The sequence below is a fragment of the Acidovorax temperans genome (genome assembly GCF_028596105.1).
Taxonomy (GTDB): Bacteria; Pseudomonadota; Gammaproteobacteria; order Burkholderiales; family Burkholderiaceae_C; genus Acidovorax; species Acidovorax temperans.
Window position 1 is genome coordinate 935,296 of sequence record NZ_CP117193.1, and the last position, 16,485, is coordinate 951,780.

Consider the following 16,485-nt stretch of genomic DNA (forward strand, 5'->3'; position numbering starts at 1 on the left):
TTCTCAGATCACGATCGAGTCGAAAAGCGTGGCGGGTTCCACGGGGCGTATGGTGCGGCGAAACGCGACGGTGAATGCGTTGCCACCGACTTTTCCACGCGCGGTGTCGCGTGTGGTGCGCTGGTAGCTGATGGATGCGCCATGCCTTTGGCACAGCTCGCGGCAAATATAGAGCCCCAGGCCGCTGGAGCGGCTCTCGGACGAGAAGAAGGGCTCAAACAGATGGCGCTCGACGGATTTGTCCATGGGGGCGCCGTCGCTCCACACCTGCAGTGTGGTCTGCCCAGCGGGGCTGGTGCGCGTCTGCACCACCAGCGAGTCTTCCTCTGGGCCCATGTAGCGCAGGGCATTGTCCAGCAGGTTCACCAGCACGCGGCGCAGGTGCTCGGGGTCGAACTCCACCTGCACCATCGAGGTTTCCAGCGACACCTGCCCGCGCCGCCGCGCCGGGTCTTGGCTGCTCCAGTCGCTCCACACCTGTGCCACGCTGGCATCCAGCGCCAGGGTGGCACCTGGCGCATGGTTGATCTGGTGCTGTACCCGGGCGATGTCCAGCACCTCCTCGGCGATGCGGGCCAGGCGGTCGGCATTTTGCTGCACCATGTGCGCCAGCCGCTTCTGGCCAGGGTCCTGCAAGTCTTCCTCCAGCAAGGCGTTGGCCTGGACGATGGCTGCCAGGGGGTTGCGAATCTCATGCGCCACGGCCGCAGACATACGGCCCATGGCCGCCAGCTTTTCGGTACGCAGCCGGGCTTCCATCTCGCGCAGGTCGTGCAGAAACATCACGCACACCCGCTCTGCGCGGCTGTTTTGATCGCTGGGGGTGGAGGTGAGCCAGGTGCGCACGTGCAGGCCCATGGGGCTTTCGCCAGGATGGAGAAGGGCCACGTCGGCAGTTTGGGGCTGCTCTTCGTCGAAGGTGCGGTGGGCCAGTGCGACCAGCGGCTGCCAGCCTACACAGTTTCCCAGCGAAAAGGGAAGCGCCGTGTTCTGCCCATCCCCCAGCAACGCCTGTGCAGCAGGGTTGGCCATGCGCACGGTATCGTTCTCGTCCACCACCAGCACACCATCATTCAAGTGCTCGATCACCAGAGTGCTGATCTGCGTCTGCACCTGCGCCTTCATGCGGCTGCGTTCGGCCACTTCCTGCTCGCCCACCAGCCTGGCAGAGAGCTGGTGCACCAGGTAGGTTACGACGAAGTAGCCGGTGCCGGTGAGGGCGCTTTGCAGGTAACGTTGCGCGTCGTCGCTTGAGGATTGATCTCCCGTCCACCAGGCCCACAGCAAAAGCAGCAAGGTGACCGCCGCCGTGGTGCCCAGGGCCAGTGTGAGCGTGCCCAGCACGGCCGCCATCAGGATGGGCAATCCGAACAAAGGCGTGTAGTTCATGGTGCCGGGGTGCAGCAGCTGCAGCGCGGAGACCACCAGAATATCCACCCCGATCGAAGGCAGCCAGTGCGGCCCGGTACCTGGGTAGGGTGGGGTGTGGCGCCCCAGAATCCGCAGCATCACGGTGGCTACCAGATAGGCCACGCACACCGCCAGCACGACTGGTGTGAATGCCTGCGCCTGGTTGAAGGCATACCCCAGCAGCTGCAGCACCAGCAGTGCCACGGCAATCATCAACCGGCCGGTGAGAAAGCCCCGCCACAGCCGCACAAAGGGGGCTTCGTTGGGGAACAGCCGGCTATCGCTCAAGAAGGCGCCTTTCAACGGTGCGAAGGGCCTGCGCGCAGGTGGTCTGCGCAGCAGTAGTGGGCGCCGTACTGGACGATGGCGTCAGTGCGCGGCAGGTGAAGGCCGCAGTGCGCACACGCCACCATGTCTTGAGGCGTGGGGGGGCTGGGTTGGTGGGGGCGGCTGGGTTGCGCAAGGTTGCGGCGGCTTTTCCAGATGCCAAAAGCCACTACCAGCACCAATAGCAAAACCAGGTACTTCATGTGCTGCGGCCCAGAATCACTTCAAGCACGAAGCGTGAGCCGACATACGCCAGCATGAGCAATGCGGAGCCTGCATAGAGGATGCGCACCGCATTGCGCCCCCGCCAGCCAAAGCGTGCCCGCCCCAGCAGCAGCGCGGCAAACACCAGCCACGACAGGAACGAGAAAACCGCTTTGTGGTCCCAGCGCCAGGCGCGGCCATACAGCATGTCGCTGAACAGCCATCCAGCCAGCAGCGTTGCGCTGAGCAGCACAAACCCGGCCGTCACAAAACGGAAGGTAAGGCGCTCCAGCGTCAGCAAGGGGATTCCGCTGTCAGGGTCTTCGGCCTGCCGGATGTGGCGCTCGGCCCGCGTCATCAGCCAGGCGTGCACCACTGCCGCCGCAAACAGGCCATAGCAGGCAATGCCCAGGGCCAGGTGCAGCGGCAGCCAGGCCGACGCCGCCACATGCAGCGGTTGCCCCGGAAACAGCAGCGCCAGCACGATGGTGGCAGCGCCCAGCGCGGCCAGGACCCAGCGGGCCCGCATCTGCGGAAACAACTGGCGCTCCACCGCATACATCGTGAGCACCAGCCATGCGGTCATCGACAACGCGGGGGCAAAGCCGAAGCGCGGCGCCTCGCCCCACAGCCCCCACACCAGCAAGGCCCCGTGCAGCACCCAGGCCACGAGCAGTGCGTTGCGCGACGCCGCCGCCCCCAGGCGGGAAGCGGCTGCGACGGGTGCGGCGTATGCCAAGGCGGCGGCAAGGGCCAGCAGCCAACTGACGGGGGAAGCACTGGGTAAAATCATGGGTCACAGTTTAGCCTTTCGCCCGCTGCCAGCGCCCTGGCAAACCTGCCTGCTTTTGACTTGCGTGCAGGTTGCGGCTCACACCGGAACCTTTCCAGAACCCCTTATGGCCTCCGCACTCACCGACAAACTCACGCGACTCGTCAAGGAGATGCGCGGCCAGGCCCGCATCACCGAATCCAACGTCCAGGACATGCTGCGCGAGGTGCGCATGGCGCTGCTGGAGGCCGACGTTGCCCTGCCCGTGGTGCGCGACTTCATCGCCCGCGTCAAGGAAAAGGCATTGGGCCAAGAAGTGCTGGGCTCGCTCAAGCCGGGGCAGACGCTGGTCAGCATCGTCAACCGCGAGCTGGCGGCCACCATGGGCGAAGGCGTGGCCGACATCAACTTGGCCGCCCAGCCGCCCGCCGTGATCCTGATGGCAGGCTTGCAGGGTGCCGGTAAAACCACCACCACTGCCAAGCTGGCCAAGCACCTGATTGAAAAGCGCAAGAAGAAGGTGCTGACGGTGTCGGGCGACGTGTACCGCCCTGCCGCCATTGAGCAGCTCAAGACCGTGACGGCCCAGGCTGGAGCCGAGTGGTTCCCCAGCACCCCTGACCAGAAACCGCTGGACATTGCCAACGCCGCGCTCGACTACGCGAAGAAGCATTACTTTGATGTACTGCTGGTGGACACCGCCGGCCGCCTAGCGATTGACGAAGCCTTGATGAAGGAAATCAAGGACCTGCACGCCGCCATCAACCCTGTTGAAACCCTGTTCGTGGTGGACGCCATGCAGGGCCAGGACGCCATCAACACCGCCAAGGCGTTCAAAGAGGCGCTGCCGCTCACCGGCATCGTGCTGACCAAGCTGGACGGCGACTCGCGCGGTGGCGCGGCGCTGTCGGTGCGCCAGATCACCGGCGCGCCCATCAAGTTTGCGGGTGTGTCGGAAAAGATCGATGGCCTCGAAGTGTTCGACGCCGAACGCCACGCGGGCCGCATTCTGGGCATGGGCGACATCGTGGCGCTGGTGGAGCAGGTCACGGCAGGCGTGGACATGGAAGCCGCGCAGAAGCTGGCGGCCAAGGTCAAGAGCGGCGACGGGTTTGACCTGAATGACTTCCTGGCGCAGATCCAGCAGATGAAGCAGATGGGCGGGCTGTCGAGCCTGATGGACAAGCTGCCCTCTCAGCTCACCGCCAAGGCGGGCTCCATCGACATGGACAAGGCCGAAAAAGACATCAAGCGCAAGGAAGGCATCATCCAGAGCATGACGCCGCTGGAGCGCCGCAAGCCTGATCTCATCAAGGCCACCCGCAAAAAGCGCATTGCCGCCGGTGCTGGCGTGCATGTGCAAGAGGTGAACCGCCTGCTCAAAGAGTTTGAGCAGATGCAGGACATGATGAAGAAGATGAAGGGCGGCGGCCTGATGAAGATGATGAAGCGCATGGGCGGCATGAAAGGCCTGGGCGGCATGCCCAAGATGCCGTTTGGCGGCTCTTGATTTGCTACTGAATCAATAGCTGCTGGCGCTTGTTGGATAAGCGCTAGAGGCTAAAAAGGCGCAAAACCTTTACAGGGTTTGCGCCTTTTTTCATGGCTGCTGTGGTGGGCTGGCCGGGCCTTCTCCTTCGGCCCCATCCTCGGTGGCGGGCGGGGTAAGCACGGGGCATGGCCAGTTCAGCAGCTCCGCCAGCCGGGTGGTGATCCAGGTTGCTTCGTCTACTGAAACGCCTGACTCGGCCGCGCACAGCCCCGCGTGGATGCGCCGCAAGATCTCGGCTTCCGACGGGGCTTGCACGTGGTACAGCGTTTGCGCTTGCTCCACCAGGTGCCCGGCCAGGTCTTCGCACAGCTCGTAGCGGTTGCGGACGACCGAAGCCGGTTCGCGCAGGCGCTGGCGGCTGTCGGCATACACCGCCAGGAATGAGGGCGGGACGTGGATCTGGTTGTCTTCTTCGTGCATGGGCAGGGGGCGTGGATGGGCGGTGGGGCCGCTCAATCGGGGGTGAACAGACGCTCGAACTTGGCCTGGTCGGGCGCCAGCTCAAAGGTCACCACCTGGCCCATTTTCATGTCCGACAGGCGGCAGGCAGCGTACAGGGTGGTTTTGCCTGCCAGCTCCATCACTTCCAGGTCAATGATGGCGTAGGGGTAGGGCACGAACACCTGGTGCTCAAAAATCTCGCGGTACTGGTTGCGGGGCGAGGGGTAGAGCTTGTATTGGTCGGTGGTAATGGTCTGTGTGGCCATGGGCAGATGAGGGGCTGATCGGTCGCGCAAGGGCTGCGGTGGGGGTAAAGTGCGGGCGAATGCTACAGACAATCCTGCCCAACTACCAACAACATCTCTATGGCAAGACCCAAAAGTGAATGGCCGAACAAGGTACTGGCCTTGATTCAATCCGGCAACCACACCGCCGCAGTGGCGCAAATCAAGGTGGCGCCCACGGTGGGCGATATCACCCGGCTGCAAACCCTGCTGGAAAAGCTGCCGCCGTCGCCCGCGCTGCAACAGCTCAAGAAATTTGTCGAAGAAGAGCGCGCCCTGCTGGCAGCGCCCCGCCTGCACCGCGCACCATGACCTACGCACGCGTTTCCATCCAGACCGAAGACTTTGACCTCTCGCACGAAATCGCCGAACTGCGCCGCAACGACAAGGGCGTGGGCGCCGTGTGCAGCTTCGTGGGCACCGTGCGCGACCGTAATGAAGGTGACGCCGTGGCGTCGATGGAGCTGGAGCACTACCCCGGCATGACGGAAAAATCCATCGAAGCCATGGTGGAGGAGGCTTTCCGGCGCTTTGACATCTTTGGCGCCCGCGTCATCCACCGGGTGGGCCTGCTGCAGCCGCTCGACCAGATCGTGCTGGTGGCAGTGACCAGCGCCCACCGGGGCCAGAGCTTTCAGGCCTGCGAGTTTTTGATGGACTACCTCAAGACCCAGGCCCCGTTCTGGAAGAAGGAGCAAACCCCCCAGGGCGCCCGCTGGGTGGACGCGCGGGTGAGCGACGATGCGGCACTGGCGCGCTGGGGCATCACGGCGAGCAATGCGTGAAGCTCTGCGGCCAGGAATATCAGTAAAAAATGGCTCTGGCGCTTGATAGATAAGCGTTGGTAGCTATTAAAAAAGTAGCAATTCAGGCGGCCTGCTGCATTTTGGTTTGCTGACGCACGTCAATCTCTTCTGTCAAAAGCTGCCTTGAAATGAGGCAGTGCATGCCCCAAATGCTTTGCAATTCGGAGGATATTGACCCATGCGTCTCGACAAATTCACCACCAAGTTCCAGGAAGCCCTGGGCGATGCCCAAAGCCTTGCCCTGGCCCACGACAACGCCTACATCGAACCCGTGCACGTGCTGCTGGCCATGCTCAAGCAGGACGATGGCCCCAAAGCGCTGCTGCAGCGCGCGGGCGCCAACGTGCCGGGCCTGACCAGCGCTGCTGAAGCCGCCATCAAGCGCCTGCCGCAGGTGCAGGGGCACGACCAGGTGCAGGGCGGCCCCGAGCTGGGCCGCGTGCTGCAGGCCACTGAAAAAGAGGCCATCAAGCGCGGCGACCAGTTCATTGCCAGCGAGCTCTTCTTGCTGGCGCTGACCGATAGCAAGGGCGATGCTGCCCAGATCGCCAAAGACAACGGCCTGACCCGCAAGAGCCTGGAAGCCGCCATCAACGCCGTGCGCGGCGGCCAGAAGGTGGACAGCGCCGAAGCCGAGGGCCAGCGCGGCGCGCTGCAAAAGTACTGCCTGGACCTGACCGAGCGCGCCCGCGCCGGCAAGCTCGACCCCGTGATTGGCCGCGATGATGAAATCCGCCGCGCCATCCAGGTGCTGCAGCGCCGCAGCAAAAACAACCCCGTGCTGATTGGCGAGCCAGGCGTGGGCAAGACGGCGATTGTGGAAGGCTTGGCCCAGCGCATCGTGGCGGGCGAAGTGCCCGAATCGCTCAAGGGCAAACGCGTCCTCTCGCTGGACATGGCGGCCCTGCTGGCCGGTGCCAAATACCGCGGCGAGTTTGAAGAGCGCCTGAAAACCGTGTTGAATGAGTTGGCCAAGGACGAGGGCCAGACCATCGTCTTCATCGACGAGCTGCACACCATGGTGGGTGCTGGCAAGGGTGAGGGTGCGATGGACGCGGGCAATATGCTCAAGCCAGCCCTCGCGCGTGGCGAGCTGCACTGCGTGGGCGCGACCACGCTGGACGAATACCGCAAGTACATCGAAAAAGACGCTGCGCTGGAGCGCCGCTTCCAGAAAATCCTGGTGGGCGAGCCCACCGTGGAGGCCACCATCGCCATCCTGCGCGGCCTGCAGGAAAAGTACGAAGTGCACCATGGGGTGGAGATCACCGACCCGGCCATCGTGGCTGCGGCCGAGCTCTCCAACCGCTACATCACCGACCGCTTCCTGCCCGACAAGGCGATTGACCTGATCGACGAGGCAGCGGCCAAGATCAAGATCGAAATCGACTCCAAGCCCGAAGCCATCGACAAGCTCGACCGCCGCCTGATCCAGCTGCAGATCGAGCGCGAGGCGGTGAAGAAGGAGAAGGACGAGGCCTCACAAAAGCGCCTGACCTTGCTGGAAGAAGAGATCGAAAAGCTGCAAAAGGAAATTGCCGACCTGGAAGACATCTGGACCTCGGAAAAGGCCCAGGCCCAGGGCAGCCAGCAGGTGCGCGAGCAGGTTGAGAAAGTGAAGCAGCAGATCGAAGAGCTCAAGCGCAAGGGCGATTTCAACAAGGTGGCCGAGCTGCAATACGGCAAGCTGCCTGACCTGGAGCGCCAGCTCAAGGAAGCGCAGGCCAAGGAAGAGGGCAAGGACGGCGCGTCCACCCCCAACCGCCTGCTGCGCACGCAAGTGGGCGCGGAAGAAATTGCCGAGGTGGTGAGCCGCGCCACGGGCATCCCCGTCGCCAAGATGATGCAGGGCGAAAAAGACAAGCTGCTGCAGATGGAAACCAAGCTGCACGAGCGCGTGGTGGGGCAGGAAGAGGCGATTGCCGCTGTGGCCAATGCCATCCGCCGCTCACGCTCGGGCCTGTCTGACCCGAACCGGCCCACGGGCTCGTTCCTGTTCCTCGGCCCCACGGGCGTGGGCAAGACCGAGCTGTGCAAGGCGCTGGCGGGCTTCCTGTTCGACAGCGAAGAGCATCTGGTGCGCATCGACATGAGCGAGTTCATGGAGAAGCATTCCGTGGCCCGCCTGATCGGCGCGCCGCCCGGCTACGTGGGCTATGAGGAAGGCGGTTACCTGACGGAAGCCGTGCGCCGCAAGCCCTATAGCGTGCTGCTGCTCGACGAGGTGGAAAAGGCCCACCCCGACGTGTTCAACGTGCTGCTGCAGGTGCTGGACGATGGCCGCCTGACCGATGGCCAGGGCCGTACCGTGGACTTCAAGAACACGGTGATCGTGATGACCAGCAACATCGGCTCGCACCTGATCCAGGCCATGGTGGGCCAGGACTCGCAGGACATCAAGGATGCGGTGTGGGGCGAGCTCAAGAACCACTTCCGGCCCGAGTTTTTGAACCGCATTGACGAGACCGTGGTGTTCCACGCGCTGGATGCGCAGCACATTGCGTCGATCGCCAAGATCCAGCTGAAGTTGCTCGAAACCCGGCTGGCCAAAATGGATTTGGAACTGCAGGTGTCTGACGCTGCCTTGGCAGAATTGGCCAAGGTGGGGTTCGATCCGGTGTTTGGTGCACGTCCGCTCAAGCGGGCCATCCAGCAGCGCATCGAGAACCCCTTGTCCAAGCTGCTGCTGGAAGGGCGCTTCCCGCCCAAGAGCGTGATTGCCGTGACAGTGAACCCCGTGCTGGAACCTGGGGTGTTCCAGTTCAGCGCTGTGCCGCAGGGTTAAGCGGCCCCCGGTGCGGGCAGGGCCTCGGTTGAGGCTTTGTCCGCATCGCAGTTGTGAATGAGAGGTGTTGTTTGAACGAATTTGTTGCAGGTGTACTTCGCTTGGTGCTGCGTGTCGTGGTGGTTGCGATGGGCGTAGTGCTGTTTTTGAGCCTCGTCGCCGCCGTGATGGTGTTGGCCCTGGTGTGGGCGCTGCGCGCGGGGTGGGCACGTTTGACCGGCAAGCCCGTCACCCCCTGGGTGATGCGCATGGACCCGCGTACCGGCTTCGGCACCGTGTTTCGTTCGACCGAGCGCTGGACCGCCGCGCGCCGTGCCTCTCCTGCTGCGGATGCAGCTCCTGAAGAGTCTGCGGCATCGCGCCGTGGCGGCGTGCTGCCGGGTGCCCAAGACGTCACCGATGTGGTTCCGCGCGAAGTGCGCTGAAGCCTGTTGAACCGCCCGGCGGCCCTGGCGTGGGGCCGCCTGCGGGCGTTGTGTCGGGTGGCGGACGCAACGCCACGGCAGGCCCGTAGTCCCGTGGGCTCATGTGCCCTTTGGTGACGTGACCTTGGCCCAGGCCTCCTATCATCTTGGCATGACCCCAGCCGAAATCCACGCCCATTTCCAACTCCAGCGGCAAGCCAGTCGTGAGCACGTCGATGTGCCGCTTTTGGTGCGCCGAGAGCGCCTGTTGCGCATCCAGAAAATGCTGGACGAGCACGGCCCCGTGCTCGCAGCGGCCGTGCAGGCAGACTTCGGAATGCGATCACCGCTGCTGACGGAGGTGGCAGACTTTTTTGTGCTGCGCAGCCTGCTGTCGCACACCCTGCGCCACCTCGGGCGCTGGATGAAACCCAAGAAAGTGTCCACGCCCCTGGTGCTGCAGCCCGCCACGGCCTGGATTGCCCGCCAGCCCCTGGGCGTGGTGGGCGTGATTTCCCCGTGGAACTATCCGGTGCAACTGGCGCTGGCCCCGGCCATCACCGCGTTGGCCGCAGGCAACCGGGTCATGCTCAAACCCAGCGAACTCACGCCCCACACTTCGGCGCAACTGGCTGCGCTGGTGGCCCAGTTTTTCTCCCCCGACGAGTTCTGCGTGGTGCAAGGCGATGCCAACCTGGCGGCCTTGTTCGCATCGCTGCCCTTCGATCACCTGGTCTTTACCGGCTCTACGGCTGTCGGGCGCAAGGTGGCCCAGGCTGCGGCGCAAAACCTCACGCCCACCACGCTGGAGCTGGGCGGCAAGTCGCCATGCATCATCGACGGCCACTGCGACATGAAGGACGCCGCGCTCAAGATTGCGCACGGCAAGCTCCTCAACGCGGGGCAAACCTGCATTGCGCCCGACTATGTGCTGTTGCCCCGAGGCCGTGAAGGCGAGTTTGCCCAGGCCTATGCCGCAGCGGTGGCACGGCTGTTTCCCACCATCGAAGGCAATGGCGACTACGCTTCGATCATCACGGCCCGCCACCATGCGCGGCTGCGCACCATGCTGCAGCAGGCCCAAACGCAGGGTGCCGAGGTGCAGACCATCGACCCCACTGCCGGCAAGCCCGTGGTTCACACCACCGGCACGCTGGGTGATGGCGTGAGCCGCCAGATGCTGCCCACGCTGGTGTTTGGCGCAACGTCGGCCATGCAGCTGATGCAGGAGGAGATTTTTGGCCCCATCCTCCCTGTGGTCTCGTACGAGCGGCTGGACGATGCCATCACCCACATCAACGCAGGGCCACGCCCGTTGGCGCTGTACTGGTTTGGGCAGAGCGAGGCAGTGCGTGACAACGTGCTGCAGCGCACCGTGAGTGGTGGTGTGACGGTGAATGACACCCTCATGCACATCGCGCACGACCAACTGCCGTTTGGAGGTGTGGGCGACAGCGGCTGGGGGGCTTACCACGGCGAGCAAGGCTTCTTGCAGTTTTGCCACCAGAAGTCAGTGCTGGTGCAGTCGCGCTGGTCGATGGGGTCGCTGTTGTACCCGCCTTACGGCCCCCGCATGGAACGCATCATGGCGTTGATACGCCGCCTGCTTTGATCGCTGGCCCACAGCGCTTGGGGCGATAGTGGTTCGCTGCCGCAACCCTGCCATTGCGGCAGCCTCAAAGCTCAGGGGCCGACCGCCGTTGTGTGGTCTTCGGGCGTGCGAAACAGGTTGTGGTCATCAACGAGCAAAAGACGGGCAGGCCTAAAGCAAGTATTGCGCACAAAGCGGCGTGCCGGGCTAGTCCATTGGTGCGATGGACGCGCGCCGGGGCGGTTTCTAGACTTTCCTCAAGAACCTGTTCAAAGCACGCAGGAGCGCCTCGCGGGTGTTGATCCATGCGCACAGGGTTTTGAGGTTGATCGTCTTCAAAACAATGGCCTGCCGCCTGCCGCCTGCCGCCTGCCGCCTGCCGCCTGCCGCCTGCCGCCTGCAGTGCACGTGCCCCGCCCACGCAACAAGCGGGCCTCGGTGCAGCGCGCTGCGCAGGCTGTGTCTGCGGCCTCCACGGGCCACGCGTTAGCCATCGCGTGAGAGGACTCGGCTGCGGCATAAGCCGTGCAAAAGCAGGGTGTTGCAAGGCGCCAAAACCACGAGAAAAACCGTGCATTGACATCATGGTGTAACCGAGCACAAAAGGGTGAAAAACCGTTTGCGGCGACAATGCCGCTCCTTTCGTTTTTTTACACCCTGTTTTCGTTCGGTTTTTCCATGTCTAGTATCCAGGTTCGTCCCGCCACGCTTCGCGATGCAAAAGCCATTGCCCAGATCCACACCGTCTCTGCTCAAGAGGCCTACAAAGGACTGGTGCCAGACGAGCAATTGAAAGCCATGTCATCGGTCGAAAAGCGCCAGGCTTACTGGCGCGAGGCCATCGAATATTGCGAGCCCCAAGTCCAGGTGGCCGTTGACGGCGAAAAGATCGTCGGCTTCGTCGGCTATGACCGCTCGCGCGATGAAAAGTCCCGCCCCACCACAGGTGAAATCTGGGCCATCTACGCAGCTCCCACACACTGGAACCAAGGCGTTGGCCTGGCTCTGTGGGATGCCGCCCGTGATGGCCTTCAGGAAGAAGGCTGCACCAACGTGACCGCGTGGGTGCCCCTGCGCAATGAGCGCGCTCTGCGTTTCCATGAGCTGGCCGGCTTCAAGCGCGAGTTGTCTACCGCCAAGACGGCCATCATCGGCGGCGTCAAGATCGAAGAAGTGCGCCTGAAGCGCCCGATCAACGGCTGAGCCCTCCCATGATCGAATGGAGCAGCCAGGGCCAGGCCCACAACGCCCAATGGCGCTCCGAGAGTGGCGCTTCGGCTCCGCGCCGCGTGATCGCTGCCGACGACACCCTGCCCGCCGACACAGCCTACCGCATGGCCTGTGAAGGCACGGGCTTGTTGTGGACGGGCGACTTCCAGAACGCCCGCATGTTGCTGCAGGCGCTGATGCGCCGCGCAGACCGCAAGCCCCGCAAGGTGGCGGCCAAAGCGGCGCAAAAAGCGGCAGCGGCCACCCCTGCGGAAGCGTTTCACCTGCACCGGCAGGCGCAGGCGCAGCGTGCGCGGGTGCTGTCGTCGGTGCTGATCGTGCTGGAAGGCGATTACACGATTGCGCTGCGCCGCGCGCCCGACCTGCGCCAGGCCTGCACCGAGGCCTGGGGCCCCGCCAGCGGGAATCGCGTGGTGGCTTCGCTGCGTGAGCTGCTGGGCTTGGTGGGCGCCCATGAATGGCGCAAGAAGGGCGTAGAAATACCCGCCCTGGGTGCACCGCCGGGCAACCGCATTCACCCGCACTACGGCGTTTTTTCGCCAGTGCGTGGGGAATATGTGGATCTGGTCGCGCAGGCGCCGCTGCCCAGCAAGACGCTTGCCTTTGATGTGGGCGTGGGCACGGGAGTGCTGTCTGCCGTGCTGGCGCGCCGTGGTGTGCAGCGCGTGGTGGCCACCGACCAGGACCCGCGTGCGCTGGCCTGTGCACGCGAGAATTTGCAACGCCTGGGTCTGGCGAGCCGTGTCGAGGTGCAGCAGCAAGACCTGTTCCCCGAGGGCAAGGCCCCGCTGGTGGTGTGCAACCCGCCCTGGCTGCCCGCACGGGCCAGCTCGCCCATTGAGCGGGCGGTGTACGACGAAGGCAGCGGCATGCTGCGCGGGTTTTTGGCCGGCTTGGCTGCCCACCTGGAGCCCGGCGGCGAAGGCTGGCTGATTCTGTCGGACCTGGCTGAACATTTGCAGTTGCGCACGCGTGAACAGCTGCTGGAATGGATGGCGCAAGGCGGCTTGAAGGTGCTGGGGCGACAAGACGTCAAGCCCCGGCACGGCAAGTCGGCCGACGCGTCGGATGCCTTGCATACCGCACGCGCAGCGGAAGTCACATCGCTGTGGCGCCTGGGCCTGGCCTGATCTGGTGGGAGGCTTAGGCCGCCGCCAGGGCCATGTCCTGGGGCTGCTCGCGGGGCAAAAGCTGCTTCATGCGCTCGCGAATGGTCTCGGCTCGCTCGGCGCCCGCCAGTTGCGACACTTCCTCCAGCAACGATTCGCCCACGTGCAGCATGCTGTCCCGGTCACGGGCTGCGCGCAGGGCGCTGTGAAAATACTGTGCCCGTGCGGGGTCACGGCGGGCAAATAGGCGCTCGCAGATGTCGAACAGGTACATGCGCGCACCCGCCAGCGATCGCAGGTGGTCACTGGGCTCAGGCGGCGTGACTGCCTCTGGCCGCAGCGCTGAGCGTTGAGTGTGGGCGGGTGGGGTGGGTAAAGTGTCTTGCACCGCAGGTGCGGACAGCGACAGGTACCCCTGGCTGAGCAGGTGCTTGACAATCTCGGCACCGCCGCCGCTGTACATGGCCTGCAATTCGGCCAAAGGCTTGCCTTCGGCCAGCAGCAGCAACGAGCGCTCGCGCAGGCTCAGGGTGCGCATGCCGGGAGCGAGTTCCTGTCGGGCTTTGTCGGTTTTGAGGAGCAGCATGGGGGGCAATCGCAAAGGCGGTGGCCGGCATTGCAGCAGCGCACCGTGACATGGCGATGACGCCTGCCGTGCCGGTCTGCCCTGGCGGGCTCGCTGCAAGCACGCGGGCTGCAAAGATTGTTTGCTATATATTTAATAGCTTGAGGCGCTTGATGGGTAAGCGCTAGAGCCACTTTTGGCTTGAAATGAGTGGCCCGTGCCCCAGCACGTGGACCACCCAGGGATGCATGGGTATGACCTTGTTACTGGCCCCGATGGAGGGGCTTTTGGATTTTGTATTGCGTGACGTGCTCACCCGCGTGGGTGGCGTGGACCGGTGCGTGTCGGAGTTCATCCGCATCACGGGCAGCCTGCTGCCCGACAAGGTGTTCCTGCGCTACGTGCCCGAGCTGCTCAACGGCAGCCGCACCTTGGCCGGTGTGCCAGTGCGTGCGCAGTTGCTGGGGTCAGACCCGGTGTGCATGGCCGAAAATGCCGCGCGGCTCGCGGCCTTGCAGCCCGAAGGCATTGACCTGAACTTTGGCTGCCCCGCCAAGGTGGTCAACCGCCACGGGGGTGGCGCAGCCCTGTTGCAAGAGCCTGAGCGCATTGCTGCTGTGGTGGCGGCTGTGCGCCGGGCCGTGCCCGCCCATTTGCCCGTGTCCGCCAAGATGCGCCTGGGTTTTAACGACACCCGGCTGATGCGCGAATGCGCGCAGGCCATGCAGGACGGCGGCGCGGCAGAGCTGGTGGTGCATGCGCGCACCAAGGCAGATGGCTACCGCCCGCCCGCTTATTGGGAGCTGATTCCGCAGGTGCGTGACGCGGTGCGCATTCCGGTGGTGGCCAATGGCGAGATCTGGACGGTGGAAGACGCCCAGCGTTGCCGCGCGGTGTCGGGCTGCGACGCCCTGATGCTGGGCCGTGGCGCGGTGGCAGACCCTGGCCTGGCACGCGCCATTCGCGCGGCCGATGCGGGCCGTGCGGGCTCCGACACCGTGCAGTGGGCCGACTTGCTGCCCCAGCTGGCCACGTTCTGGCAGTTGGTGTGCGACGGGCTGGAGCCGCGCCAGCGCGCCGGGCGGCTCAAGCAGTGGCTCAACCTGCTGCGCCGCCGCTACCCAGAGGCCGAGCTGGCGTTTGAACATGTGCGCACGTTGACCGACCAGCGCGAAATCACCCGCTGGATTGCTGCCTTGCAGCTGCAAGCCCAGGGCTGAAAAAGTCTTCTCGCTTACAGCAGGTGGTCGGGCGCAAACCAGCCCAGAATGCGCACCAGCCAGCGCAGTGGGGCGCTGGTGTCGGGCTCGGCGGTGGCGTCCTTCAGCCCGCTGTCTTTGGGCGCCCGCCACACCAGCCTGCCTTCGCTGTCCTGCTCCACACGCCAAGCGGCATCTTCCAGGGCGGCTTCGATTTGCTCTGTGGCGCGTGTCGACAGGCTCCGGCTGCTAATCAGCAGGGCAATTTCCGTGTTTTGCAGTTGCGAGCGCAAATCCAGATTCATCGAGCCGATGACCAGCAGGCGCCCGTCCAGGATCAATAGCTTGGAATGCAGCATGGCCTTGGAGTCGCCGCTGGACCCGGTGACACCACTGCTGCCCGTGCCCTGGAGCACGCTGCGCAGGCCTGAGAGTTCACTGCGCATCTCGTACAGTTCCAGGCCCGTGGCCAGCAATTCCGGGCGGTGGCGCGCATACCCCGCGTGTGCGATGGGCGCGTCGTTGGACGCCAGAGAGTTCGTCAACACCCGCACGCGCACCCCCCGGGCCCGCGCTGCAGCAAACGCCTGCTTCATGTCCGGGCCGGGCACGAAGTAGGGCGAGACGATGAGCAAATCCTTCTTGGCCTGGCCCATCAGTTGCAGCAAGCCGTCCACCACCGTGTCCTGCTGCGGGTCTGTGGGGCCCAGTTCTGGTGTGTTCTTGGGGGTTGGCAGCGCTGCGCGCGGTTCGGGCGTGGGTTGCTCGCCGCCTTCGGCAGGAATTTTCGCGGGGTGGTCCACCAGCACGGCGGCAGGGGCCCAGGTCCAAGGCGCAGCCTTCAGGTCCATGGGCTCCTGGTTCCAGATGCGGGCTTGCTGCTCGGGTGTCGTTTTTCGCTCGGCTTCGGTGGGGGGCGCAGGTGCGGCGCCGTCGGCAGGTGTGTCGCTGCTGTCCCCATCCCCTTGGGCGGCCTTGCGCACGCTGGCTTGCATTTCCAGCAGCTGATGGCGTGAGATCAGCGACTGCACCGGGTAGGCCCGTGGGTTGTTCCAGTAGGCATCGAACGTTTGGGACAGCTCTTGCACCACGGGCCCGGCCGCCAGCACATCCATGTCCACAAAATTGCCCGCGTCATCGTTGCCAAAGTAGGCGTTGCCCAGGTTGCGGCCGCCCGCAATGCCCAAGGTGTTGTCGGCAATGAACAGCTTGTTGTGCATGCGCTGCTGCACCCGCGAGAAGTCGCCCACCAGGCTGAAAAGGCGCCCCAGCTGCGAATTGCGTGCACCCGTCAGCGGGTTGAACATGCGCATTTCCACATTGGGCACAAAGGCCAGCCGCATCACCTGCGCGTCTCGCCCTGTGCTGTGCAGGTCGTCCAGCAGCACGCGCACCCGCACACCACGTTCTGCGGCGGCTACCACGCTTTGCAGCAGCCGCTGCGTGCTCACGTCGGCATGGATGGCGTAGTACTGCAAATCCAGCGTCTTCTGTGCAGATTCCACGAGTGCCAGACGGCTGCTGTAGGCCGCTTGCGCGCCGCTGAGCAGCACGAACCCCGAAGGGTGGCGAGCTTTGGCGGCAGCCTTTTGTTCTTGCACCATGCTGACCAGCACCGTGCCAGAAGGGTCGGCCAGCGCGCGGCTTACGGGGCGGTCAACGTTCTCTGGCAAACCCGCGCAGCCCGTGAGTGCCATGCCAATGCCCATCGCGATCAGCAGCGAAAAAATCGCGAACAGCCGGAATCTCGCTGGGCGCTGATTGAAGAGCTGAACAGGGGCGGGGGCAGGGTACATGGTGGGTGGA

Annotated in this window: 16 protein-coding genes; 9 read left to right on the forward strand and 7 right to left on the reverse strand. The window is 64.4% G+C overall.

The annotated features are described in order from the left end of the window. Window positions 1-3: 3 nt before the first annotated feature. The 3 genes from PQV96_RS04370 to PQV96_RS04380 are packed head-to-tail and all read right to left on the reverse strand — an operon-like array spanning window position 4 to window position 2,734. Entirely contained in the window at window positions 4-1,698 is a 1,695-nt protein-coding gene (locus PQV96_RS04370; protein WP_273624714.1) for a two-component system sensor histidine kinase NtrB, read from the reverse strand. An 11-nt stretch (window positions 1,699-1,709) separates the two neighbouring features. After that, on the reverse strand, window positions 1,710-1,940 hold the full coding sequence (locus PQV96_RS04375; RefSeq protein ID WP_207374454.1) for a PP0621 family protein: 231 nt from the start codon (window positions 1,938-1,940) through the stop codon (window positions 1,710-1,712). Then, entirely contained in the window at window positions 1,937-2,734 is a 798-nt protein-coding gene (locus PQV96_RS04380; RefSeq protein WP_207374453.1) for a cytochrome C assembly family protein, read from the reverse strand. Before PQV96_RS04380 ends, PQV96_RS04375 begins: the two co-directional genes overlap by 4 nt. 106 nt (window positions 2,735-2,840) lie before the next feature. On the opposite strand from PQV96_RS04380, the gene ffh reads away from it, so the two are divergent. Next, on the forward strand, window positions 2,841-4,223 hold the full coding sequence (gene ffh, locus PQV96_RS04385; RefSeq protein ID WP_066784978.1) for a signal recognition particle protein: 1,383 nt from the start codon (window positions 2,841-2,843) through the stop codon (window positions 4,221-4,223). A 90-nt stretch (window positions 4,224-4,313) separates the two neighbouring features. Here ffh and PQV96_RS04390 read toward each other — a convergent pair whose 3' ends face one another. Next, complete coding sequence (locus PQV96_RS04390) at window positions 4,314-4,685, reverse strand: hypothetical protein (RefSeq protein ID WP_273624715.1); 372 nt, start codon at window positions 4,683-4,685, stop codon at window positions 4,314-4,316. A 32-nt stretch (window positions 4,686-4,717) separates the two neighbouring features. Next, a complete protein-coding gene (locus tag PQV96_RS04395) occupies window positions 4,718-4,972 on the reverse strand; it encodes a hypothetical protein (RefSeq protein WP_142081758.1) in 255 nt (84 codons plus the stop codon). A 99-nt stretch (window positions 4,973-5,071) separates the two neighbouring features. Between PQV96_RS04395 and PQV96_RS04400 the strand changes: the two genes are divergently transcribed. From PQV96_RS04400 to PQV96_RS04430, 7 genes are all read left to right on the forward strand, one after another. After that, window positions 5,072-5,302 carry a hypothetical protein gene (locus PQV96_RS04400; protein ID WP_044400080.1) on the forward strand — a complete coding sequence of 77 codons (231 nt, stop codon included), beginning with the start codon at window positions 5,072-5,074 and terminating at the stop codon, window positions 5,300-5,302. Next, the gene (locus PQV96_RS04405; RefSeq protein WP_207374451.1) at window positions 5,299-5,775 is read left to right on the forward strand and encodes a molybdenum cofactor biosynthesis protein MoaE; all 477 of its coding nucleotides are present in this window, start codon (window positions 5,299-5,301) and stop codon (window positions 5,773-5,775) included. Before PQV96_RS04400 ends, PQV96_RS04405 begins: the two co-directional genes overlap by 4 nt. Before the next feature lie 199 nt (window positions 5,776-5,974). Continuing rightward, a complete protein-coding gene (clpB, locus tag PQV96_RS04410) occupies window positions 5,975-8,581 on the forward strand; it encodes an ATP-dependent chaperone ClpB (RefSeq protein WP_273624716.1) in 2,607 nt (868 codons plus the stop codon). Window positions 8,582-8,652: 71 nt separating this feature from the next. Beyond that, the gene (locus PQV96_RS04415; RefSeq protein ID WP_066690506.1) at window positions 8,653-9,006 is read left to right on the forward strand and encodes a hypothetical protein; all 354 of its coding nucleotides are present in this window, start codon (window positions 8,653-8,655) and stop codon (window positions 9,004-9,006) included. Between the two features lie 151 nt (window positions 9,007-9,157). After that, on the forward strand, window positions 9,158-10,597 hold the full coding sequence (locus PQV96_RS04420; protein ID WP_273624717.1) for a coniferyl aldehyde dehydrogenase: 1,440 nt from the start codon (window positions 9,158-9,160) through the stop codon (window positions 10,595-10,597). A gap of 657 nt (window positions 10,598-11,254) precedes the next feature. After that, window positions 11,255-11,779, forward strand: a complete 525-nt coding sequence (locus PQV96_RS04425; protein ID WP_044400098.1) for a GNAT family N-acetyltransferase — start codon at window positions 11,255-11,257, stop codon at window positions 11,777-11,779. Between the two features lie 8 nt (window positions 11,780-11,787). Beyond that, complete coding sequence (locus PQV96_RS04430; protein ID WP_273624718.1) at window positions 11,788-12,936, forward strand: class I SAM-dependent methyltransferase; 1,149 nt, start codon at window positions 11,788-11,790, stop codon at window positions 12,934-12,936. A gap of 13 nt (window positions 12,937-12,949) precedes the next feature. Here PQV96_RS04430 and PQV96_RS04435 read toward each other — a convergent pair whose 3' ends face one another. Further along, window positions 12,950-13,501, reverse strand: a complete 552-nt coding sequence (locus PQV96_RS04435) for a hypothetical protein (protein WP_207374448.1) — start codon at window positions 13,499-13,501, stop codon at window positions 12,950-12,952. 233 nt (window positions 13,502-13,734) lie between these two features. Here PQV96_RS04435 and PQV96_RS04440 point away from each other — a divergent pair, with 233 nt between their 5' ends. Then, entirely contained in the window at window positions 13,735-14,700 is a 966-nt protein-coding gene (locus tag PQV96_RS04440; RefSeq protein WP_066692840.1) for a tRNA dihydrouridine synthase, read from the forward strand. A 14-nt stretch (window positions 14,701-14,714) separates the two neighbouring features. Here PQV96_RS04440 and PQV96_RS04445 read toward each other — a convergent pair whose 3' ends face one another. Further along, window positions 14,715-16,475 (reverse strand): phospholipase D family protein, encoded by a 1,761-nt coding sequence (locus PQV96_RS04445; RefSeq protein ID WP_420482186.1) that lies wholly within the window; start codon window positions 16,473-16,475, stop codon window positions 14,715-14,717. Between the last annotated feature and the right edge of the window lie 10 nt (window positions 16,476-16,485).

Coding starts and splice junctions, on each gene's coding strand:
- clpB (WP_273624716.1), top strand. CDS start 5,975: ATGCGTCTCGACAAATTCACCACCAAGTTCCAGGAAGCCCTGGGCGAT.
- PQV96_RS04375 (WP_207374454.1), bottom strand. CDS start 1,940: ATGAAGTACCTGGTTTTGCTATTGGTGCTGGTAGTGGCTTTTGGCATC.
- PQV96_RS04390 (WP_273624715.1), bottom strand. CDS start 4,685: ATGCACGAAGAAGACAACCAGATCCACGTCCCGCCCTCATTCCTGGCG.
- PQV96_RS04445 (WP_420482186.1), bottom strand. CDS start 16,475: ATGTACCCTGCCCCCGCCCCTGTTCAGCTCTTCAATCAGCGCCCAGCG.
- PQV96_RS04405 (WP_207374451.1), top strand. CDS start 5,299: ATGACCTACGCACGCGTTTCCATCCAGACCGAAGACTTTGACCTCTCG.
- PQV96_RS04395 (WP_142081758.1), bottom strand. CDS start 4,972: ATGGCCACACAGACCATTACCACCGACCAATACAAGCTCTACCCCTCG.
- ffh (WP_066784978.1), top strand. CDS start 2,841: ATGGCCTCCGCACTCACCGACAAACTCACGCGACTCGTCAAGGAGATG.
- PQV96_RS04400 (WP_044400080.1), top strand. CDS start 5,072: ATGGCAAGACCCAAAAGTGAATGGCCGAACAAGGTACTGGCCTTGATT.
- PQV96_RS04440 (WP_066692840.1), top strand. CDS start 13,735: ATGACCTTGTTACTGGCCCCGATGGAGGGGCTTTTGGATTTTGTATTG.
- PQV96_RS04430 (WP_273624718.1), top strand. CDS start 11,788: ATGATCGAATGGAGCAGCCAGGGCCAGGCCCACAACGCCCAATGGCGC.
- PQV96_RS04420 (WP_273624717.1), top strand. CDS start 9,158: ATGACCCCAGCCGAAATCCACGCCCATTTCCAACTCCAGCGGCAAGCC.
- PQV96_RS04425 (WP_044400098.1), top strand. CDS start 11,255: ATGTCTAGTATCCAGGTTCGTCCCGCCACGCTTCGCGATGCAAAAGCC.
- PQV96_RS04380 (WP_207374453.1), bottom strand. CDS start 2,734: ATGATTTTACCCAGTGCTTCCCCCGTCAGTTGGCTGCTGGCCCTTGCC.
- PQV96_RS04435 (WP_207374448.1), bottom strand. CDS start 13,501: ATGCTGCTCCTCAAAACCGACAAAGCCCGACAGGAACTCGCTCCCGGC.